At 42.8% G+C, this 23029-nt stretch carries 13 protein-coding genes and 1 pseudogene; 7 read left to right on the top strand and 7 right to left on the bottom strand.

What is annotated here, in order from left to right; all coding sequences use genetic code 11:
* Positions 1-45: 45 nt before the first annotated feature.
* Together CEF13_RS20110 and CEF13_RS20105 are read left to right on the top strand one after the other, a co-directional pair.
* A complete protein-coding gene (locus CEF13_RS20110) occupies positions 46-2808 on the top strand; it encodes an MrcB family domain-containing protein (protein WP_243864278.1) in 2763 nt (920 codons plus the stop codon).
* Positions 2780-5197: a restriction endonuclease-like protein gene (locus CEF13_RS20105; protein WP_102713361.1), complete on the top strand. Its 2418-nt coding sequence runs from the start codon at positions 2780-2782 to the stop codon at positions 5195-5197. The genes CEF13_RS20110 and CEF13_RS20105 overlap by 29 nt, the downstream gene beginning before the upstream one ends.
* A gap of 233 nt (positions 5198-5430) precedes the next feature.
* On the opposite strand, the gene CEF13_RS20100 is transcribed toward CEF13_RS20105, so the two are convergent.
* A complete protein-coding gene (locus CEF13_RS20100; RefSeq protein ID WP_102713359.1) occupies positions 5431-6342 on the bottom strand; it encodes a helix-turn-helix transcriptional regulator in 912 nt (303 codons plus the stop codon).
* A gap of 60 nt (positions 6343-6402) precedes the next feature.
* Between CEF13_RS20100 and CEF13_RS20095 the strand changes: the two genes are divergently transcribed.
* Positions 6403-6822, top strand: a complete 420-nt coding sequence (locus CEF13_RS20095; protein ID WP_244917105.1) for a VOC family protein — start codon at positions 6403-6405, stop codon at positions 6820-6822.
* Between the two features lie 85 nt (positions 6823-6907).
* A pseudogene (locus tag CEF13_RS20090) lies at positions 6908-7476 on the top strand (YdeI/OmpD-associated family protein).
* A gap of 30 nt (positions 7477-7506) precedes the next feature.
* Here CEF13_RS20090 and CEF13_RS20085 read toward each other — a convergent pair.
* The 5 genes from CEF13_RS20085 to CEF13_RS20065 all read right to left on the bottom strand — a co-directional run bounded on the left by CEF13_RS20085 (position 7507) and on the right by CEF13_RS20065 (position 11365).
* Positions 7507-8709 (bottom strand): MFS transporter, encoded by a 1203-nt coding sequence (locus CEF13_RS20085; RefSeq protein ID WP_102713355.1) that lies wholly within the window; start codon positions 8707-8709, stop codon positions 7507-7509.
* 24 nt (positions 8710-8733) lie between these two features.
* Positions 8734-9315 carry a TetR/AcrR family transcriptional regulator gene (locus CEF13_RS20080; protein ID WP_102713353.1) on the bottom strand — a complete coding sequence of 194 codons (582 nt, stop codon included), beginning with the start codon at positions 9313-9315 and terminating at the stop codon, positions 8734-8736.
* A gap of 184 nt (positions 9316-9499) precedes the next feature.
* Positions 9500-9865, bottom strand: a complete 366-nt coding sequence (locus tag CEF13_RS20075) for a GntR family transcriptional regulator (RefSeq protein WP_102713351.1) — start codon at positions 9863-9865, stop codon at positions 9500-9502.
* Complete coding sequence (locus CEF13_RS20070) at positions 9865-10518, bottom strand: ABC-2 transporter permease (RefSeq protein WP_102713349.1); 654 nt, start codon at positions 10516-10518, stop codon at positions 9865-9867. The genes CEF13_RS20075 and CEF13_RS20070 overlap by 1 nt, the downstream gene beginning before the upstream one ends.
* Positions 10511-11365, bottom strand: a complete 855-nt coding sequence (locus CEF13_RS20065) for an ABC transporter ATP-binding protein (protein ID WP_102713347.1) — start codon at positions 11363-11365, stop codon at positions 10511-10513. Before CEF13_RS20065 ends, CEF13_RS20070 begins: the two co-directional genes overlap by 8 nt.
* A gap of 670 nt (positions 11366-12035) precedes the next feature.
* Between CEF13_RS20065 and CEF13_RS20060 the strand changes: the two genes are divergently transcribed.
* The 3 genes from CEF13_RS20060 to CEF13_RS20050 all read left to right on the top strand — a co-directional run bounded on the left by CEF13_RS20060 (position 12036) and on the right by CEF13_RS20050 (position 21905).
* Complete coding sequence (locus CEF13_RS20060; RefSeq protein WP_102713345.1) at positions 12036-17453, top strand: X2-like carbohydrate binding domain-containing protein; 5418 nt, start codon at positions 12036-12038, stop codon at positions 17451-17453.
* Positions 17454-17675: 222 nt separating this feature from the next.
* Entirely contained in the window at positions 17676-20780 is a 3105-nt protein-coding gene (locus CEF13_RS20055; RefSeq protein ID WP_102713343.1) for a sensor histidine kinase, read from the top strand.
* Positions 20781-20783: 3 nt separating this feature from the next.
* Positions 20784-21905, top strand: coding sequence for a response regulator (locus tag CEF13_RS20050; RefSeq protein ID WP_102713341.1), 1122 nt, complete (start codon positions 20784-20786; stop codon positions 21903-21905).
* A 301-nt stretch (positions 21906-22206) separates the two neighbouring features.
* Here CEF13_RS20050 and CEF13_RS20045 read toward each other — a convergent pair whose 3' ends face one another.
* Positions 22207-22983, bottom strand: a complete 777-nt coding sequence (locus CEF13_RS20045; protein WP_102713339.1) for a helix-turn-helix transcriptional regulator — start codon at positions 22981-22983, stop codon at positions 22207-22209.
* Between the last annotated feature and the right edge of the window lie 46 nt (positions 22984-23029).

Below are 23029 nucleotides of genomic sequence, written 5' to 3'. Positions count from 1 at the left end.
ATAGAAAAGCCAAAAAGTCTAACTGATAGTTTGGAGCGAAATCATATGACATTGCCACAAGAGCTTGCTTCGATATTTCGGAGCCGACAAAAATCCTACAAAATGGTCTTAGTTCTATCTATTCTTGATGATTACAAAGAGTCATTTAATCGAAGGTTACCGCTCAACCAAGTGGCTGAGCGGTTTTTATCGTATTACCGGGATGGTAGCATGAATGGAGCACAAGTAGATTATCCGCCACAGGGATCTGCGTTTAAGTGGAGTGACTTTACACTGGGTCAAACCAAGTCGTTACTTAAAACACCCATTGATGCTTTATCCTCCATTCTGGAAGTAACACCTGATACTATTACCTTCAAACCTCATATATGGGATAAATTGAATGAAGATGTTATAGCCGAACTAAGTGAATATGCTCGCATTGAATTGTCGAACTACAATAGCCAATTGAGCTCAGCTCCGACAATATCCTTACAGGAGTCACTATCACTGATTCTAAATACGTACATTGAAGCTAAAACCCAACAGTTTGCTAATCATCAGCTAGGCAGGCTCTTTAGGCAATCGTTACCCGAGTATCTGAGAGAATTACCATTTATGAATGGAGACTATAAGGTACAAGGCTCGATAGGTCAAGGCAACTGGGCCAACATCCCTTGGCTGGCTATTCTAGATAAACGTCTTACAACAACTACTCAGCAAGGTGAATATATCGTTTACTTGTTTGCTGAAGACATGAGTGCTGTCTATTTAACTCTACTTCAAGGGGTTACTGTGCCTCTGCGAGAACGGGGAAAAAAAGACGGCTACCAGTATTTTGAGCAAAAGGTGAGAGAGATGAGGGAGCTCTTGCCACTTCAGAATCTACATAAAGACGAAAATATCCATTTAACTTCCAGTGGGATAGGGCGAGATTATCAGGTTTCTACTGTAGCGTATGTACGTTATGATCGAAACAACATCCCCGAAGATGACATTCTTATTGCTGATCTAGAAAACATGATGTATAACTATAAGCTTTACGCTGATCAAGTAACCGAACAACAGCAACCAACAGCCCCTTCAACTTTTAAATACACATTGGCACATCTCTATTTGGGTCAAGGAATTATCTCTTACTTAGGTAACAACAATTATTCTCCTATACACATCAACGAACTAGTCTCCAATCAAGCAACCGTGCTTATCTCGGGGGACGATGTTAAAAACCCCAAAGAACGGATTCAACATGTGGGGAGAGCCTTACAGGAGCTAGGTCAAATTTCGGTAGAAGATGGGTACTACTCATTAACTCCGCAAGGGACAGAATATTATTTAGCTTTTGATGAAAATAAGTGGAGATTGAGCCCAGAACAGGTTCAATTAATTAGACGTTATCTGGGAGAATCAAATGGTGACCATGCTACTAATCTCGCTAAGGTAATGAATCTAGCTATTTCAATAGTGGGGGAGCTTGGTACATTTACGCTAGACGAATTCAATACCGCTTTTATTTCGGCAATGGGGCTTGAAGAAGAATGGGGAACGGTTACGCAAGAGAACAGATCTCGCTTTATGCTGAATTGGTTAGAGGAGCTTCAATTTGTGAAGAAAACGGGAGATCAATATATGTTCCAATTAGATGAGGAGGCCGAGCCTTTGGATACAATGACGGTTTCGGACCGCTTAAGTTATATTAAATCCTTCATCCGTAACAAAGGATTTCACTTTCCGAATGAGTTAATAGAGAACTTATACCTATCTCTCAAAACAAAACCCTTTGTCATTCTAGCAGGTGTCTCTGGGACGGGAAAGACGAAGCTAGTGAAATTATTCGCGGAAGCGTTAGGTGCTCTTAGTCATAACCATCAATTCACTCTTATTCCTGTGCGTCCAGACTGGAGTGATCCGTCGGACCTTATAGGCTATAAGGATTTATCGGGTGCGTTTCGTCCAGGACGGTTGGCGGAGGCGCTTGTCGAGGCTTCAAAACCAAGCAATCAACGGAAGCCGTATTTCATTTGTTTGGATGAGATGAACTTAGCTAGAGTAGAGCATTATTTCAGCGATCTACTTAGTATTATTGAAACGCAGGAGTGGCAGGGTGAGGCAATCGTGACGATGCCTCTTATTAACAAGGACACTCTTGCATCAGATGACCAACCAATTTACGGGAACCTATCGCTCCCGGATAATGTTTATTTAATTGGGACTGTCAATATGGATGAGACGACGCATCCTTTTAGCAAAAAGGTACTGGACCGCGCCAATACGATTGAATTTAACTACATTAATCTTGAGCAATTTCCAGATCAAGTTATTCAATCGAATGAAGCAACAACTATTAAGACCTCTAATGCTTTTCTACGCAGTGAGTATTTACAGCTCATTGATGCTTACGGGGAGAATCAAGAGCTGGTGAAGCAAGTGACAGCGAAGCTGGTCAAAGTGAATAACATATTGGAGCAGGTTCATTCGCATGTTGGATTCCGTATACGAGATGCCGTTTGCTTCTATATGATCTATAACGAACGGTTCAGTCTTATGGGTGAGGATGAAGCATTCGATTTACAGCTTTTGCAGAAAATATTGCCACGCGTACAAGGCAGTAGCTCATCGGTCAAGCGCGTGCTTCTTCTCCTTATGCAGGAAGCGTTAGGCAAAGCTTTGTCAGTGAATAGCTTGATGGATGACGCCTCCGATCTGTACATGAAGTGGAGTGCACATGAACCGGAAGAAAGAGCTAAATACCCGATGAGTACTCGGAAAATAGCCTTTATGTTACGGAGGTTAGAGGAAGATGGATTCACCTCCTATTGGCTCTCTTAATCAGAGTGTTGAGCTGCTACGGGTCGAAACGAGCCTGTTTAATTTGTACATACAGGGTAAGCCGTTCCATCCAACGGTAGATACGCTGCAATTGCATAGAAATGATGACAATCAGCTTATAGAAGCACAACTGCAAATTTCTGCGCCCTCGACTGCACTTTCAATAGAAAAGGTTTCAATGTTTCATCCTGAGACAAAGGAACTATCGGATTGGAAGACGGGAATACCGAGCTATCCGCTCTTTTATGAAACGCAGGCTTACGAGATCGTCATCGAAAAAAAACAAGACATTCCGCTTACCTTTTTTCATGAAAATGTTTATTTGAGGCAAGCGGTCAAGCCGCTGGGCAGTATGATCCTATCAGGCGTTTTAAACTTTCAGAATGAGGTTGGACTGACTGATCTGGAGCTGCGTTTGAATGGACAGGCTATTTTACTGCTTCAGCTTGAAGTTTTTCCAGTCAAAATGGATTATAAAAATGATTATCAAATGATATTAAACGACGTCAATCAACAAATCTATAACTTATCTTTCGATTTTTTGCGTAAAACGTACAATCTCACGGGTCTCAAGGAAACACGCCATCAAAGCTTAACCGAGTTCTTCACGATCCTTCAGCATGTATTCGCTCAGCTTGTACAGGCGGTGGAACGGATTAATAGCTCGCCTCACTCCAAGCATCAAGTGGAGAACCGAGTAGTAGAATCAGGACGTTTGAAGAAGACGGGGAAGGAGAGCATTTCCTATCTGACCAAGCGTCCGCAACTGCTCGTACAGGACGATAAGCTTGGTTTTATTCCAATGAACGGACAACGCTATTACCCGAGCCATGCGATTGAGACGAAGCGGTATGTGGATTACGATACGAACGAGAATCGTTTTATTCGTTGGGTTCTGCTCCGTATTGCCAGCAAGCTTAAAGAACTGAAGGCTCGCCTAGCTGAGAAGGGACGCCTTAAGGATCCAATACTGGCGCGGAAGTTGAATGATATGCAATCACAGCTACAAAGGATGCTCAAGCTAGATTTTTTGAACGTTAAGGAGATGAGGCAGCTCTCCGTATCGCTTGTGCTTCAGATGGCGCCGGGATACCGCGAGGTGTATCGTAACTATTTGATGTTGATGAAGGGACTCTCTATCCAGAGTGATCTGTTCCGATTATCGATGAAGGATCTGGCGCAGCTATATGAATACTGGTGTTTTCTCAAGATTCATGACTTGCTGAGTCGTAAGTATGAGCTGTTGAAGCAAGATATTATTAAGGTGAACCGGACAGGCGTGTTTGTTACTTTAGACAAATCGCAAAAGGCAAAGATGGTTTACCGTAATCCGAAGAATAGCGAGATTTTTACGCTGTACTACAACACTTTGCCAAGTGGTGAGCAAACGCCGACGATTTCTCAAAGTCCCGACAATGTGCTGACATTGAAGAAGAACGATTCCGATGCGGAATATAAGTATATTTTTGATGCGAAGTATCGGCTCAATCCAGCGTATGAGGGGACTCCCTATCGAAGGGATTACACGCTTCCGGGACCGGAGGAGTCCGATATTAATACGATGCATCGGTACCGTGACGCTATTGTGTACGCAGAGGGAAGCGGGAAAGAACTGGAACGCAGCATGTTCGGGGCTTATGTGCTATTTCCCTATCACAATGAGGAGCAATATGAAGAGCATAAATTTTATAAAAGCATTGAGCTGATCAATGTTGGAGCTCTACCGTTCTTGCCGGGATCCACCAAGCTGATGGAAGCCTTCCTGGATGAAATCATTATGGATAGTCCAGAGAAGGCATACGAGCGCTCGGCAAGGCCGCGTGGAACGAAAAATTATTACGAGAACAAGCTTATCGGTAAAAATGTACTGGTAGGATCACTCCGGGAGGTACAGCAGCTCGATGATGCGTTACAACTTAAGTTTTATCATGTACCGCTTGAGAATATCTCGGATCACAAGCTGCTTACTCAGCTCGAATACGTGGCACTCTATCAGTCGATAAAGAAGTTTGAGCCACGCGGGGAAACGGGTATTCACTGGTACGGTAAAATCTCGGACTGGAAGGTCGTGCGGCGCAAAGAGATTACCGAGCGACCAGCAAGATCGGGCACGGAAGAAAAACTGTATGTGAAGTTTACGGTAGGAGAGTGGGTAAAGCGGGATAAGCCGATCATTCCGGGGGGACGAGGGATCTATACACTCTTGTACACCTCAAAGTATGTGTTCGACCGAGCTTTAGAGATTGCAGAGCTGAAGCTGGAAACGGAAGAGGATCTACGAGAGTGGCGTGAGCAACGGAGAATAGGACCTGTTACAGTCGAGCTGGATCACGAGCAAGTAGATTTGGCTAGTAGGGTGCTGGGGGTTGGACGGTTATCTTCAACGTAACGTATGAATGAAGCACTCTCTTGGACGAGCTCAGGAGCAGCGGAAGCAGAAGAAAACCTCCGTAAAGCACATGGGCTAAACGGAAACCAGCTTGATAGGAAAAAGACCGTCAAGGATGTAATCTATGCATCCTGACGGTCTTTTTTTTTACTAAACCACCATTAAACCAACCGCTCCGTATCCTGCGTACGCTCCACCAGCACACGCATCAAGCCCTGTAATACATGCAGACTTCAGCAATATTTATCCATCATTTTATTTAAAAAATTTCGAAAGTCTTCAACATAGGTTTTGGGCTCTACGATTTTTAGATTTGTGCCGAAACTTGCTAAAAATTGAAATCCAATACTGTTTTGAGGGACATAAATGGTTGCTAATAAAAATTCAGAACTATAGGATTCAATACTCTTTCGACCGTACCTTTCAATGAATTGATCTTTTATGATATGTGAAATTAATGCCTTAATAGCGACTAATTGCGGTTGATAACTTGCTTCGTGTTCTTGTTCTAATAAATATTGTCTAGGGTTAAATGTTTTTTCACCCATATTAAGATTATCGATCCGAGATAATTTAAACGTTCTATATCTCATACGATGTAAACAGAATCCTTTCAGATACCAACTTGTTTCGCTAAAATGAAGCTGATATGGCTCGACAATTCTATTCGTCGTGGTGCCATTTTTATCTATATAATCAAATGAAACTAATCTTCTCTTTAATATTGATTCTTGACACGTCTTCAAGGTTTGAATAATCTCAGACCGACCCTCCCAATCATAAAATGACAGTTGAATTGAACTTTTCAGAGACAATGGGCTAACCATCGCTTCTATTTTTTTTAGAGTAATTTCAACTTCTTCGCTAATTAGAATTTGTTCCAATCCGCCGAGCGCAGTTAATATATTCCCTAAGTCGGAGCTGCTTAAAAGACGTTTATCAACCTTGTATTCATCCATAATACCGTACCCACCATTAACTCCATGGATAGAATAGATCGGGATGTTTGATAAGCTCAGTGTTTCCATATCGCGAAGAATAGTTCTTTTGGAAACATTAAATAATTGCGCGAATTCTTTTGTTGAAACGACATTTTTTTTCAGCAATATCATGATTATAGAAATAAGTCTCTCGACCTTGTCCATATTTCCTCCTCTTATTTCTCTACTTAATCTAAGAATGGTGACAATGGAATTGCAGAACAAGTGATTGAATTTTATTCGGAGGCTTTAAGCTCAAATGAAGTAAAAAAGGTTAAGTTTAGGGATATCCCACAAGATCCAAACTATCCACTGCCAGAAAATGAGTTAAATATGATTATGGAGTCTTCAATAGAATTCACAGGCGGGAAAATAATGATGTCGGATATTTTGCCTTCAATGAAGATGGTGACAGGTGAGTTGGTGAAAGGAAATAATGTACTGATTAGTCTAGTCATCGATGATAAACAAATACTGGAACAATACTTTAATCATTTATCTGTTGGTGGCAATGTTATGATGCCGTTATCCAATACTCCTTGGTCTTCGTGCTTTGGAATGCTGGTTGATAAATTTGGGATTAATTGGAAATTTAATAGTGACGCATATAAGTTTCTTGATAAAGTCATATCCAACAAACAGTAACTCATTCTAAAAAAATGGTCTTGCAATTGAAGACCATTTTTTAATGGAAATATGAATCAATTTGAAAGGAAAATGTATTTTATCTATGGAAATTGAAAATATGATTCCAGCAAAATCGAGAGAAGATGTGAGGATTTGGCTGCAAGAAAATGGAAAGACTAAAAAATCTTGCTGGAGCTTGGTTAGTATGACGCCTACCCCTAATATGATGTTATATTTGGACGCGGTCGAGGAAGCTTTGTGCTTTGGATGGATCGATGGAGTCAAAAAGAAAAATTCTGAAACGGAGCTGGCTCAGAGGTTGTCTCCTAGAAGCAAAAAAAGCTCATGGACTGAATTAAATAAAGAACGTGTCCGCCGCCTCGAAAAGTTGGGGTTAATGAGAGACGAAGGAAGAAGAGTTCTTCCTAATATGGATTACAATTCTTTTAGAATAGATGAAGATATAGAGCAAAGGCTAAAAGAGGAAAAGCAAGTATACGATAATTTCATGGCATTTCCAGATCTTTATAAAAGAGTTCGGATCGACACGATACAAAGCAATAAGAATCAGTCGGAATTGTTTAGGAGCAGATTAGACAATTCATAACAAATACTAGAGAAAATAAAATGTACGGTCAATGGAATGATAATGGACGTCTACTAGATTATTAAGATGACCTGGATAAGTTTACCAGTGTCCAGTTATTTTACCAAGCTGCTAGCTGATTGTTTTTCTTTCCACATCATTGTAATGACAAGACCAATAAACATAATGACGGCGGCAAAGAGATACGGATAGTTGATGTTTACATCAAATAATATACCGCCTAACGCGGGTCCGACGATATTGCCCAAGCTTGTATATGTTGAGTTCATTCCAGCGATAAATCCTTGTTCTTTTTCGGCAGTCTTTGATAAATAGGTCGTTAATGCTGGTCGTAGCAAGTCAAATGCGAGAAAGATGAAGCAAGTAACTAGCAAAATGGCTAAATAGCTGGAGATCATGGTGGATACTACCGCAAGAAATACGCCAGCAATTAAGCATATCTGGATGAGTTTCTTTTCACCAAGCGTATCTACCATTTTACCAAACATAAAGACCTGAACGACAACCCCGAAGATTGCACTAATTGTAATTATGGTTGCAATATCTTTTGGATTGAAACCAAATTTATGATCTGAAAACAGACTAAATACTGTTTCATATGCTGATAAACCAAAGGCTAGTACAAACACAATAATAAAGGCAATAATGTATTGTGAATGAAGTGATCGTTTAAGATCAGTTACAAAGCTGGTACCTTTTTTGAGCTGAGTGGTTTCCAAAAGCTGCTGTTTGCTTAGCGGCTCTTTTAAAATAAATAGGGATGACATACATGTTAATAATGCGAAGCCAGCAGCAAAGTAGAATGGGGCACGCACACCTAGCTCAGCAATAAAACCTCCGATACCAGGGCCAATAATAAAACCGATACTAATAGCAGCGGAAATATAACCCATTGCTTTGGGCCTTTCCTCTACTGAGGTAATGTCTGCAACAAAGGCAGTTACGGCAGGCATAATAAATGCACCACTAATGCCTCCTAGAATTCTGGACAAATAAAGAACAGATACATGTGTGCCAAGTCCAAAGATCACCTCTGATATACTGAAGAGGAATAAGCCGATAACGATCATTTTCTTTCTGCCGTAAGTGTCAATCCATCGTCCTGCAAGGGGAGACATGAGAAGTTGTGCAAACGCAAAGGCCGCCATAAGATAGCCCATCGATTGGCCTGATAAATGCATAATATTCATAAAGGATGGCATAACAGGGACGATTAATCCGACTCCTAGAAAAACAATGAATATATTACTTAATAGAATGAGTAAAACTGTTTTTTGTTCTTTCAATGGTTTTTTCATGAAGAAATACCTCTCTCTGTACAATCATAGCTGTGAAATACCTCTCCAAAATACGGTCCATGAGGCATTTAATTTATCATCCAAACGTTGTTCATTATTCCCATATGCAAGCTCTAACATGATCGAATCAACTACACCTAAGAAGGCAAGAGTAGGGATGGAGGCGACATCTTCCATGATGGCTTTGGCATCGATCCAATCTTGGAATTTGCTTTCTAGTACGGTTTGAATTTTTTCTTCCGTATCAATTACTTCCTCATTAATCGCTTCTGCCAGATGAAGAGGGGGGAAAAAAGACATACGCAGCCAAAACTTTAACTGCTCGCTCTTTTGAAACAAATCAATGACCAATTGCAGATATCCAAATAAATCCGCTTTGGGATTTTGTTTATCCACTTTACTCAAATATTTTAGTTTCGATGAGATTTCTGCCTCTTTGGCATCTTGTAATACTTGTAGAAATAAATCATCTTTCCCTTTGAAATGAGCATAAAGAGACTGTTTTCTCATACCAACATCCTCGGCAATTTGAGATAGAGATGCTCCCTCATACCCATGAATTGTAAAAAACTTTAAAGCTACGTCTTTAATCTCATTACTTTTCAATATTATCACCTCGAATATTAACGAACGTTCGTCAGTTATTTTATCAAATTTAATTTCTTTTTACAATTGTAACTTGCTCTCATTGTTTAATAAAATTGGAGGATAGCCGAATTCCCCTAGGCTCCACCAATAAAACAAATCAACCACGCCCATAGGACGTGGTTTTCTGTTCATATCTACATTTTCAATAAACTTCCTTCAAAAGTTCAAAAACTTCTTCTATCGTGAGACCAAAGGATTTGTAATACGAAGTGTCAATAACCATCTGCTTCAAGATCATTTCATTGCGTTTTTGAAGCATCTCGTCGGACGAGAGTTCGGCTATAAAACATCCTTTGCCGGTTACGGTGTAAATCAAACCCAATCGTTCGAGTTCCTCCCACGCTTTTTTAACGGTAATGATACTAACACGAAGCTCCGTGGCGGCCTGTCGTATGGGTGGCAAACTATACCCATTTTCTAGTTCGCCCTTAAGAATTTGTGCGCTGATTTGTTCAAAAAGCTGCTGATAGATGGGTTTGTCAGATGTGTTCGAAATAGCGATGTTCATTATATTTCTACTTTCTCAAACCGTTTGATGGCAATATGATAAGCGATAATTGTAAATAGCGCAAATATCACGATGCCCGTGATCAGGATGGATAATTGAGTTGCCAAATGAGCAGTACCTGTTCCTTTGAAAAGATCAGACACGAATGAATTCTCTATTCCGAGCCACTCTGCGCCTCCAGCGAACAGCATAGCAGCTGTAATGGATGCAATCGTTGCTGCGCCGTATTTAAAAGCTGTCTTATAATACATGGATATAAAAATAATATTAAAGATCGCAATCATGATGAAACATAGTCCCCAAAAACCTAAGGATGGTCCGAAGAAATAGGATGTCAAATTCGGATATAAGCGAATACTAATCATGCCATATATCATTGCAACAACAATGTGCATTAATTCCAGGATTACAATAACGGATACCTTTGCTTTTACAATGTCTTTTTTTGTTACTGGCAGTATGCTTGTAAATATTAAATCATTCTGAGTTTTATACCCTGCAAACATATTCGGTATCGTGATAAAACAAAAGTAAAGGATGACAAGGAAATATAACCATCCTGGAATTAGCATTAAGGCTCCCGTCAAAAAAGGCAGGATATAAAAGAAAGGACTTACGCCTAATTTTAATTCTTTCATTAATAAGTTATACATACATATCCTCCTTTTTCGAGAAGTAGATCATAATCTCCTCAAGATTCGGTGCGGATGATTTAATATCTGATGATGGATCAAAGTCTTTCGTATGGATCAAGCCTGTAAAGCCAAAAGAATTTGTTTTGTAGGCGATTAGTTTGTTTTTGATCATATCCAATTGCTCTTTCTTACCATTCAACAAGAGATACGTATCTACAAATTGTTCCTTTTCCGCGCTGTTGATAATTTGTCCGTTATGGATATAGGTAATATAATCTGCACATTTTTCCAAGTCGGATGTGATATGAGTTGAAAACAGGATACTGATCTCGCCATCTTGCACCAACTCCTGAAAAATATCCAGCAGATTGTCTCTGGCAACCGGATCGAGTCCGCTTGTTGGTTCATCTAGAATAAGAAGCTTTGCACCGTGTGATAAGGCAAGGGCCAAGCTGTATTTTACTTTCATGCCGGTTGATAATTCAGATATTTTTTTGTTTTCATTCAAATTGAATTTTTTCAAATACTTGTAATAGGTTTCATCATCCCAATTCGAATAGAACCTTTTGATCACATTCGTTAACGTTTTGATTTTACTGCGCGAATAAAAGTTGATGTCTCCAAATGCAGAGCCAATCTCTTGTTTTAATTCAACTTCATGCTCGGCCATGTTCTTGCCTAAAATATCAATCTCGCCGCTATCCATACGTGTCAAATTCAAAATGGATTTTATAGTGGTTGTTTTTCCCGCACCATTGGCTCCGATAAATCCCATAATATAACCCTTTTCCAGTTGAAAAGATATATTTTGTAAATGAAAATGTTCATATTTTTTATTTAAATTTTTAATATCTAACGCAAGCATATAGCCAACCTCCTTAAAAATTGTGTATGTTGTGCATGCACAATATATCATTGAGACAGTTCTTATGTCAATTATTATTATCAAATCCACATCTACTCATATGGCATGCAAGAGATCGTCGTTTTGATCACGATAGTTTCCATATAAACTCAAATACGAACGGCGAAAATGCCGTTTTTTTGTTGTCAGAAATATTCTTGACTTGGAGTCAACTCCAAGTTGTAGAATTAAGTTAATCCTACGTAGGGAGCTGTTAAAGTCAAAATGGAAAAAAATCAACTGATTGAGTTTGTTGACGGTAAGCTTATTATTCATTTGATTACTAAATCGTGAAACGACAACCCTATATATTTCTGAAAAAATTAAGATTAAATCTAATGTACTAGATAGCTCAGTAATTTTTGAAGTTGCCCTTTAATTAAGAGGAGCAGCTTCTTTTTTATGAAGCAATACCGTTTAACATCAGAGCTTTTCACTTAGTGTCAGAATAGATAAAGGGTCATCTTGTTTATTTTTTGTTTATCGTAGCTTGGTATACTTTTGTCGATTAACAGCTAACAAAGTCGAATCGGCAGGACTATTGACTTATTTCAAGAGGAGGCTTAGCTTCAGACGATAATCAATTGACAGAAAGACAAAATATAATCTTGATTTGAAGGAGTGGGTAGTCTTGCGTAGAGCAATGAGAAAAATGATGGCAATCGTAATGGCCAGTGCCTTATTATTCAACTTATTCAGTATGGTAAATCCGGGAATAGCGGAAGTAAGCGGAGCACCTTCAGAAAAGTGGATCAAAAAAAGCTCGATTAGCCTCTCGAGCATTGCTTATGGCAACAACATGTATGTGGCGCTTACAAGCGGAAATGATCCTAAGATCGTAACTTCGACAGACTTGGTTAATTGGGTGGAACAGAAGCAGATCGATAACCAGACTAAGCCGCTCAATACGGTTAAATTTCTTAATGGACAGTTTGTCATTGGAGCTAACTTTTTTAATAACAGCCAGATAGGTTCCACTTTTTTATTTTCGCCTGACGGAGTCCATTGGACAGGGCAAACGATCGTAAAGCCACCGCAATACTCGATTTCATCTATTACATATGGAAAGGGTATTTATGTTGCTTCCAGTTTTTTTGGAGAAATGGCATCGTCTACGGACGGTGTAACGTGGAGCACTCCGGTGAAAGCTTTGAGTCAGATTGCCGAGGTGCGCTTTATTAATGGTCATTTTGTAGCGGTTGGCTACTATGAGACAATGCCGGGTATGATGATGGGGAATAACGCCATCGTAACCTCAACGGACGGTTTAACATGGAACAGAAAATTGCTCTCTTCCAATAGGATGGGGGGCTTGAATTCGGTCGCAAGCAATGGTGATAAGGTTATAGTAGCTAGTTTCATTGAGGCGCTTCGTTTTTCCGCAAGCGCTATGGATCAATCTACTATGTCAGTGGAATCAATAAATAGTTTAACCAACGGCTATATCAAAAAATTGACATATGCAAGCTTCGATGGTGGCCTTTTTGTTGCGGTTGGAATAAATGGAGGGATCCTGACGTCAGCCGATACGGTAGATTGGACAAGTGAGTCCATTTCTGGTGCCACTACTGATTTCCTCGATGTGATTGAAGCTGGTCGTTCCGTAGTCGCAGTTGGAGCAATTGGTGTATATCAACGTCTGGGGCAAATTCAGGACTCCGTTCTTACACCGAACATAGGAAGCTTTGATAAGAAAACATCAGCCCAGTCGGATGTAACGACGACGCTAACGTTAAACGGCAACACGCTTAGCGGCATTACGCAAGGCGGTCAAGCGCTCGATCCGGATACGGACTACACAGTAACAGGCAACAGTGTAACGATCAAGAAAGCATACTTAGCCGGATTACCGGTAGGCACCGCTACACTGACATTCCAATTCAGCGGCGGAGCCGATCAGACGCTGGTGATTACGGTTGTTGATACGACACCGAACAATAGTGTGATCAGCCCAGTAGCAGCGAACTTCGATAAGAAAACATCCGCCCAGTCGGAAGTAACGACAACGCTGACGTTAAACGGTAATACGCTCAGCAGCATTACGCAAGGTGGTCAAGCGCTGGATCCGGATACGGACTACACGATAACGGGCAGCACCTTAACGATCAAGAAAGCATTCTTAGCTGGACTGCCGGTAGGTACCGCAACACTGACATTCCAATTCAGTGGCGGAGCCGACCAGACGCTGGTGATTACGGTTGTTGATACGACACCGAACAATAGTGTGATCAGCCCAGTAACGGCTAGCTTCGATAAGAAAACATCCGCCCAGTCAGATGTAACGACAATGCTGACGTTAAACGGCAATACACTCAGCATCATTGCGCAAGGCGGTCAAGCGCTCGATCCAGATACGGACTACACAGTAACAGGCAACAGTGTAACGATCAAGAAAGCATACTTAGCCGGATTACCGGTAGGCACCGCTACACTGACATTCCAATTCAGCGGCGGAGCCGATCAGACACTGGTGATTACGGTTGTTAATACAACACCGAACAACAGCACGATAAGCCCAGTAGCAGCGAACTTTGATAAGAAAACATCCGCCCAGTCGGATGTAACGACAACGCTGACGTTAAACGGTAATACGCTCAGCAGCATTACGCAAGGTGGTCAAGCGCTGGATCCAGATACGGACTACACAGTAACGGGCAGCATAGTAACAATTAAGAAAGCATACTTAGCTGGACTGCCGGTAGGCACCGCAACACTAACATTCCAATTCGGCGGCGGAGCTGACCAGACGTTAGTGATTACGATTAGTGATACGACGCCGAATAACAGCACGATCAGCCCAGTAGCAGCAAACTTCGATAAGAAAACATCCGCCCAGTTGTATGTAACGACAACGCTGACGTTAAACGGCAACACGCTAAGCCGCATTACGCATGGCGGTCAAGCGCTCGATCCAGATACGGACTACACAGTAACGGGCAGCACAGTAACAATTAAGAAAGCATACTTAGCTGGACTGCCGGTAGGTACCGCAACACTGACATTCCAATTCAGTGGCGGAGCCGACCAGACGCTGGTGATTACGGTTGTTGATACGACACCGAACAACAGCACGATAAGCCCAGCAGCAGCGAATTTCGATAAGAAAACATCCGCCCAGTCGGATGTAACGACAACGCTGACGTTAAACGGTAATACGCTCAGCAGCATTAAGCAGGGTGGTCAAGCGCTCGATCCGGATACGGACTACACAGTAATAGGCAACAGCGTAACAATCAAGAAAGCATACTTAGCTGGACTGCCGGTAGGCACCGCAACACTGACATTCCAATTCAGTGGCGGAGCTGACCAGACGTTAGTGATTACGATTAGTGATACGACGCCGAATAACAGCACGATAAGCCCAGTAACGGCGAGCTTCGATAAGAAAACATCGGCTCAATCGGATGTAACGACAACACTAACGTTAAACGGCAACACGCTAAGCCGCATTACGCAAGGCGGTCAAGCGCTCGATCCAGATACGGACTACACAGTAACAGGCAACAGCGTAACGATCAAGAAAGCATACTTAACCAGAGTCCCGGTAGGCACAGCAACACTGACATTCCAATTCAGTGGCGGGGCCGACCAGATGTTGGTGATTACGGTTGTTGATACGACACCGAACAACAGCACGATCAGCCCAGCAGCAGCGAACTTCGATAAGAAAACATCGGCTCAATCGGATGTAACGACGATGCTGACGTTAAACGGTAATACGCTGAGCATCATTAAGCAAGGTGGTCAAGCGCTCGATTCGGATACGGACTACACAGTAACAGGCAACAGCGTAACGATCAAGAAAGCATACTTAGCTGGACTACCGGTAGGCACCGCTACACTGACATTCCAATTCAGTGGCGGAGCTGACCAGACGTTGGTAATTACGATTAATGATACGACGCCGAATAACAGCACGATAAGCCCAGCAGCAGTGAATTTCGATAAGAATACATCGGCCCAGTCGGATGTAACGACAACGCTGACGTTAAACGGCAACAACACGCTCAGCCGCATTACGCAAGGCGGTCAAGCGCTCGTACTGAACGCCGACTATTCAGTAACGGGCAGCACGGTAACAATTAAGAAGGCTTACTTAGCCGGACTGCCGGTAGGCACCGCAACACTGACATTCCAATTCAGTGGCGGAGCTGACCAGACGTTAGTGATTACGGTTGTTGATACGACACCGAACAACAGCACGATAAGCCCAGCAGCAGCGAACTTCGATAAGAAGACTTCGGCCCAGTCGGATGTGACGACAATGCTGACGTTAAACGGCAACACGGTAAGCCGCATTACGCAAGGTGGTCAAGCGCTCGATCCAGATACGGACTACACGATAACGGGTAGCATCTTAACGATCAAGAAAGCATATTTAGCTGAACTGCCTGTAGGCACCGTAACACTGACATTCCAATTCAGCGACGGAGCAGACCAAACGTTAGTGATTACGATTAGTGAGACGACGCCGAATAACAGCACGATAAGCCCATTAGCAGCGAACTTCGATAAGAAGACTTCGACCCAGTCGGATGTAACGACAACGCTGACGTTAAACGGCAACACGCTAAGCGGCATTACACAAGGGGATCAAACACTCACGCTGGATACGGACTACACAGTAACGGGCAGCACGGTAACAATTAAGAAGGCATACCTGGCCGGATTACCGGTAGGCACCGCAACACTGAAATTCCAATTCAGCGGCGGAGCCGACCAGACGCTGGTGATTACGGTTGTTGATACGACCATTATTAGTCCACCAATTATTAACGAGCCACAGCCTACTGAGCCTAATAACTCTGCAGATATTTATGTTAATGGAAAAGTGGTCAGCGCGGGGACTGTAACACAAAGTACAAGAAATAACCAATCGGTTATTACGATTGCGGTCGATCAAGCCAAATTAGCTGATAGGCTGGCAAAGGAAGGTCAAAGTCCGGTTATTACGATTCTTATGAATTCCAAATCCGACATAATCGTTGGGGAATTAAATGGTAATATGGTGAAGGCTATGGAGAACAAGCAAGCTACCCTTGAGCTCAAAACCGACAAAGCAAGCTACTTCCTGCCTGCAATTCAAATCGATATCGACGGAATTCAAAAACAGTTGGGCGGTTCTATTGCCTTACAGGACATAAGCATTCATATTGAGATTGACAAGCCTGCACCAGCTATGACAAGTGTCGTAGAAAACGCTGCTAGGAATGGAGCGTTTACGATTCTCGTGCCTCCGGTTGATTTTAAGGTCAGTGCGAGCTACGGGGAGCGAGTAGTAGAAGTGACGCAATTTAGCACTTATGTTAAGCGGCAGATTGCGCTTTCTGATGAAATTGTGCACAGTGGTATTACAACAGGCATTGTAGTCGATCCGGATGGCAGCGTACGTCATGTACCAACCCAGGTCACCTTGATTGACGGACAGTATTTTGCACAAATGAATAGTTTGACAAACAGCACTTATGCGGTTGTATGGCATCCAATTGAGTTTGCGGATGTTGCGAGTCATTGGGCGAAGGATGCCATTAATGATATGGGCTCCCGAATGATCGTGGATGGCAGAGGAAATGGGAACTTCGATCCTAGTCTTGACATGACCCGTGCCGAATTTGCTACGATTCTTGTTCGCGCTCTGGGTTTGAGGCCGATAGCTGAAAAAGCGCCTTTCTCAGATGTCAACCAAAGTGATTGGTATAATCAAGCAATCGGTACAGCACATGCGTATCACTTGATTAGCGGGTTTGAAGATGGCACGTTCAGGCCGAATGAGAAGTTGACTCGTGAGCAAGCGATGGTGATGATCTCTAAAGCTATGATACTCACGCAGTTGAAAGAAAGGCTTCCAATGAAAGATTTGGACGAGCTGCTTCGGTCATTTGGACTGGTAAACATGTCTAACTGGGCGAAGCAGGGCATTGCTGACTGTATCCAAGCTGGAATTGTAGTGGGGAAAAGCAATTCGGATCTTGCGGCGCAAGCCAGCATTACTCGTGCTGAAGTAGCCGTTATGATGAAACGTTTGCTGGAAAAATCGGATCTCATTTAACGAAATGCAATACAGCAGGTTCAGCTCGATCACAAAATGTGGTCGAGCTGATTTTGTCAGTATGGCAGACTAAAATGAAATAATTCTTTACTCCAATATCTGAATCAATATAATTACGATAGTGGCTATTCGTTCAATTTCTCGATGTGACTTCGCCATGCATATGCACTGGCTGTAAGACGATGACCAGCTGGAGCTTTTCAGAGAAAGGGGGAGAAAGCGTTGTTAAGAAAAGTTCTGATGATTTGTCTCATCGGTATAATTTCTATTTTGCTCATTCCGCTGTCTATGTACATGGATAATGGGAAGCGTACATACGATCCGCAAGTCCATAACGGCATCATGGATTTATCCTCGTGGCGTTACGGACAAGATGACAGAATCAGATTAGATGGCGAATGGGAATTTTATTGGAATCAATTGCTGACTCCGGAAGACTTCAAAGCTTCTAGCGACGGGCTGCTATCCGAAGATAAAATATATGTGGAAGTACCTTCCACTTGGAATGGCATAGATGATTTCGGAAGTCCGCTGCCTGCCTATGGTTCCGCTACATACCGGGTCGTATTGAAAAATGTGCCTGTCGAAGGCATATTCGCAATCAAGAAAACAAATATTCGATTTTCAAGTGTCGTCTTTGTCAATGGGCATCGTCTGTTGGAAGATGGCAAGACGGCATTGCAGTCTGCGGAGTACCAGCCGGGGAATGTTCCACAGTTGGGCTTTTTTGCATCTGATCAAGGAGAAATCGAGATTATCGTACAAGTATCCAATTACGATTATATTAACGGTGGTATTCCGCTCTCGCTATATTTCGGGGAACAGTCGGCGATGGTGGGGCATGAGAATAAGACTCTGATGGGTGAGTTCGTTATTCTTGCGATACTGGGCACATTGGCGCTTATCTACCTCATTTGCTTCGCTGTAGCGATGTTGTTTCACAGAATGGATTATTTGCTACTGGCGTTTTCGTTCATTTGTACGTTGTTTTCGATTTATCACGGTCTGATGGGAGAAAGATCTCTTTTGCTGCTTTTGCCCGATTTGTCATTTCAGGTTTTATATAAATTGAAGGATATCTGCTCTATCGCTTGTTTAATTATACTGGCTATTGTTTTCTATCAAATGCAAAAAAGTCTGATTTCATGGAAGCTTATTCAAATAATAACTGCTGTGCTTGGCAGTTTTGTGGTTCTGATTGCCATACTGCCTATTCACACGTATACGTCCATTCAGGGATATGTTATCGGCATATATGAATTTATGTTGATTTGGATGCTGGTGAAAGTTGCCGCGTTATATGTTAGAAGCGAAGCGAGAGATCGAATCAAATCCTTGTTGTGGTTCATAGCTATTTTGACGATCAACCTGTATTCATTGGACATCATTTTGCTTGCCTTGTCCTGGAAAGAAAGCCTGTGGCTTTGCCAGTTTTATATCGTGTTTTTTAATTTCATCATGATCTGTCTCATCGTGCTCCGCTTTTTTGAGGCCTATCACACAATCAACGAGATGAAAAATCAATTGGTTCAGTTGGATAAAATTAAGGATGACTTTCTGATCGATACGTCCCATGAGTTGAAGACGCCGCTGAATGCGATCGTAAGCATTACCGATACGTTGCTTAAAGGCGCAGAGGGGCCGATGAACGAGGGACAAGCCCGGAATCTCGCCATTGTTATGGGCAGCGGAAGAAGGTTAAGCCTGCTTGTCAATGATTTGCTTGATTACTCCAAGCTAAAGCACGGAGATATTGCATTATATCGCGGTTCCGTAGATCTCGCTGCGGCCGTCGATTCAGTCATTCGCATGCATTCCTTCCTATTGGGTGGCAAAGAGATAACGATAGTGAATAAAGTGAATGTCGCGCTGCCGCCGGTATATGCGGATGGCAACCGGCTTCAGCAAATTTTACATAATTTGATTGGCAACGCGATCAAATTCACTGATCAAGGTTTTGTGGAAATTAACGCCAGATTGGTCCGAAATCACGTTGAGGTGAGCGTACGCGATTCGGGAATCGGGGTTGCGGAGCATATGAAGAGTAAAATATTTCAGGCGTTCGAGCAAGTTGCCGATGATATTCCTTCTCCAAATGCCGGGACAGGTCTTGGACTCAGTATAACGAAGAAACTGGTCGAACTGCACGGCGGCACGATTGACGTAGATTCTGCTCCGGGGCATGGCTCTGAGTTCAGGTTTACGCTGCCGCTGGGTGTGAAGGGTGACAGAACCGTCAAGATCCGTCTGGCCGATGTACCAAAGACGGACATGCTGCATATTCTCACGGAATATCCGTTCTACGTGACAGGCGAAATTGATGAGACGATTCTTGTTGTAGACGATGATTTTGCCAATCTGCAGTCTATGACCAATCTTTTGAAACTGGAAGGCTTCTCTTTTGTTGTTGTGAATCGCGGAGAAATGGCGCTTGAAGAGATCGCCAGGCGATCGGATTTCTTCTTGGTGCTGCTGGATATCTCAATGCCTGATATGTCGGGATATGAGGTGCTCAGGAAAATTAGGGAAAGGTATTCGATCTTCGAGCTCCCCGTCTTGATGCTTACGGCGAAGAACAGAGTCAACGATATGAAAGTATCGATGGAGATTGGAGCCAATGATTTTGTTGGAAAGCCGTTTGAAGCGGAGGAGCTGATGGCACGAGTAAGAAGCTTGACCCGCTTGAAAGCTTCTATGAAATCAGCTAAGGATGCTGAAATGGCTTTCCTGCGCTCTCAGATCAAACCACATTTTCTTTACAATGCGCTCAATTCCATAGCCGAACTATGCGTTGACGAGCCGGAACGTGCTGAGGAGTTGACGCTGCATCTCTCGCAATATTTGCGCAGCAGCTTCGACTTTAAGCAATTGGACTCTTTAACGACACTGGATAGTGAACTGAAGCTGGTTGAGGCTTACGTTCATATCGAGCAGGCTCGGTTCGGTGACCGCCTGCAGGTAGACTACAATGTGAACGCGAATCGGATGGTTCTGATTCCTCCGCTTATTCTTCAGCCTTTAGTGGAGAACGCGATACGTCATGGGTTGATGTCAAATTTGGCTGGGGGAAAAGTCATCATTACGATTACGGAAGAGGGCGGAACGGTCAGGTTCCAAGTTGAGGACGATGGACGCGGAATGAGCGAGCAGAAGCTTGAGGAGATGTTAAGAACGAATGGAGAGCGAAGTGGCGTCGGATTATGGAACATCGACAGGCGTATCAAGTTGATCTATGGACATCAGATTCATATTAGCAGCCGTGAAGGGATTGGGACATCGGTCTCATTCGACATTCCGGTACAGCTGCGCAACCGATTGGAGAGGTGACTAATGCTGCGAGCCATTATCGTGGATGATGAGTTGTTATCAGTAAAACGATTAAATAGAATTTTGTCTGAAAGCGGAACTGTCAATGTCTGCAGAACGTTCCTCAATCCGCTGGAAGCTCTCGATTACGCTAGAGAGAATCCGCTTGATATCGTATTTCTGGACATTTCGATGCCCGAGATTGACGGGATGTCCTTAAGCGCCCGCCTTAGAGCCCATGATAAAGAGATTCATATCGTATTTGTAACCGGCTACGATGAATATGCTGTTCAGGCCTTCGATATGAACGCGCTCGATTATTTGATGAAGCCCGTTACAGCTGAGCGTGTAGCCCGTACGTTGGAGCGCGCGGGAAGCAAGACTGCTGTCACGGTTTCTGAATCATTGCTTTCTATCCGCTTGTTCAACGGATTGCAGCTGCATCGGCAGGACGAGAGCCGGAGTCTGTTGAGACTGAGAAGTCCCAAAACAGAAGAACTGCTTGTCTATCTGATATATAAGGGTAAAGTAAGTCGTGAAGAAATTATCGATACGTTATGGGGCGGGTTTGAACCGGAAAAGGCACATAAAAATCTCAATACCACCCTGTATTATATTCGAAAGACAATCAGTGAAAGCCAACTGAAAAATCCCATTAATGCTTATCGCAAGGAAATATGGATCGAAGAGGAGCATATGGATTGCGACCTATACGAGTTCAAGCGGTTAGTTAAGCAAATCAGGCAGGAACAAGGCATTAGCGCACTGAATCTGATCAGACAAGCGGAAGACCTATATACAGGGACCTTTCTGAAAAGCAAAGGATATGAGTGGGCTATCGCTCAGAGCAGGCAGCTTGAGCGCGAATTCATTGAGTTGTTGGAACTGGCGGGAAAACATTATTCGGAGTCCGGTCAATCAAATCCTGCTCTGCATTATTTTGAGGCGATTCTGAAGCTCGATCCGCTTCGGGAAGATATTAGCTTGGAAACGATACGTATCTATATCGCGAATGGGAGAATGAACGAGGCGGTCCGCCAGTACCGCAGCCTTGAGCAAATGCTCAAGCAGGAACTGGGGACGGTGCCAGATCCTCGAATTGCGGCGGCCATCCGAAATGTCGATCCACTAGCCCTTTCTCTGTAAATTCATGTCTAATGATGAAAGCGCGAATCGCTGACAGCGATTCGCGCTTTCATCATATTTTAATCAAAAAAAGATAGATATCCCATTTTATTCTATATACTCAACATATGTGAAGTGTTGCTCACTGTTGGTCAGAAAAGTTTAATAGCTAAGATTTATTGGCGGAACGAACTTTCATTACTTCAGACGTTATTCCTTTGTTCTAAGGTATTCAATGGTCACGTCGTTGTAACGTGGCTTTTTTTGATTTTGCGAATTTTGGACATTCATTCTATCGAAGCAAGGTTTTCATTTATCCTATTTAACCCTCTCGAAGGTCGCCTTCAAGCAATACACTATCAAGCTCTCTGTACTGCTTCGGGGTTAGCTCTGTTTCCCGTTTGAACAGGCTGCAAAACTGCGCATCCGTTGAAAAGCCACATTCCATCGCGATAACCGATATTTGCAAGTGGGTATGCCTTAACATTGTTTTGGCATGCTCGATCCTACGCTGCAAAATATATTGGCTGGGAGATAACCTGACCTTTTCCTTGAACAAATGACGAAACCGGTCATAGCTATAACCAGATTGGTGAGCAAGAGCTTGGATGTCAATTTTCTGCATATAGTACTCATCAATGAAAGCCTGGGCGAATCGTATAATGTCATGGCGGCTATCTGCTTCATAGGAGGGATAAGCCCGCAGCACCTCCAAATATAGGCGCGAAATCAAATTATCAAGCAATTGTTTATAGAAGGGAGGCTTATCGCGAAGCTCTTTTGCCAGCAACTGCATAAGGCCAAGAATAGGCCGTGACGGGGTATCATGGTAGATCCCTTCTTTCAAGGGAGGAAAGTCGGTGCTGGTAAAGCCTGTAAACATAACCTTCGACTGTTTGTCGTGCCGTTCCTCGTGTGGCGTGCAGGGTGCTATTATCGCATAATCACCTGATTTGAAAGAATGTTCGGCTTTCCCGATTCGGGTTGTACCTTGACCGCAGTCGTAATAGACCAGCTCGTAGCACTGGTGGTGATGCATCGCGATATGCTCATGCTTCACTCTCGTTTCTTGATAAAAGAAATCCAATGAGGCAGCCATTCATAGCTCTCCTATCATAGTAGCCAATTTGTGATATAGAACAACC

Origin of the sequence: Paenibacillus castaneae, from assembly GCF_002884445.1 — a bacterium.
GTDB classification, from domain to species: Bacteria; Bacillota; Bacilli; order Paenibacillales; family Paenibacillaceae; genus Pristimantibacillus; species Pristimantibacillus castaneae.
The sequence above is the reverse complement of the archived record's forward strand: the minus strand, read 5'-3'. Positions and strand labels throughout refer to the sequence as shown.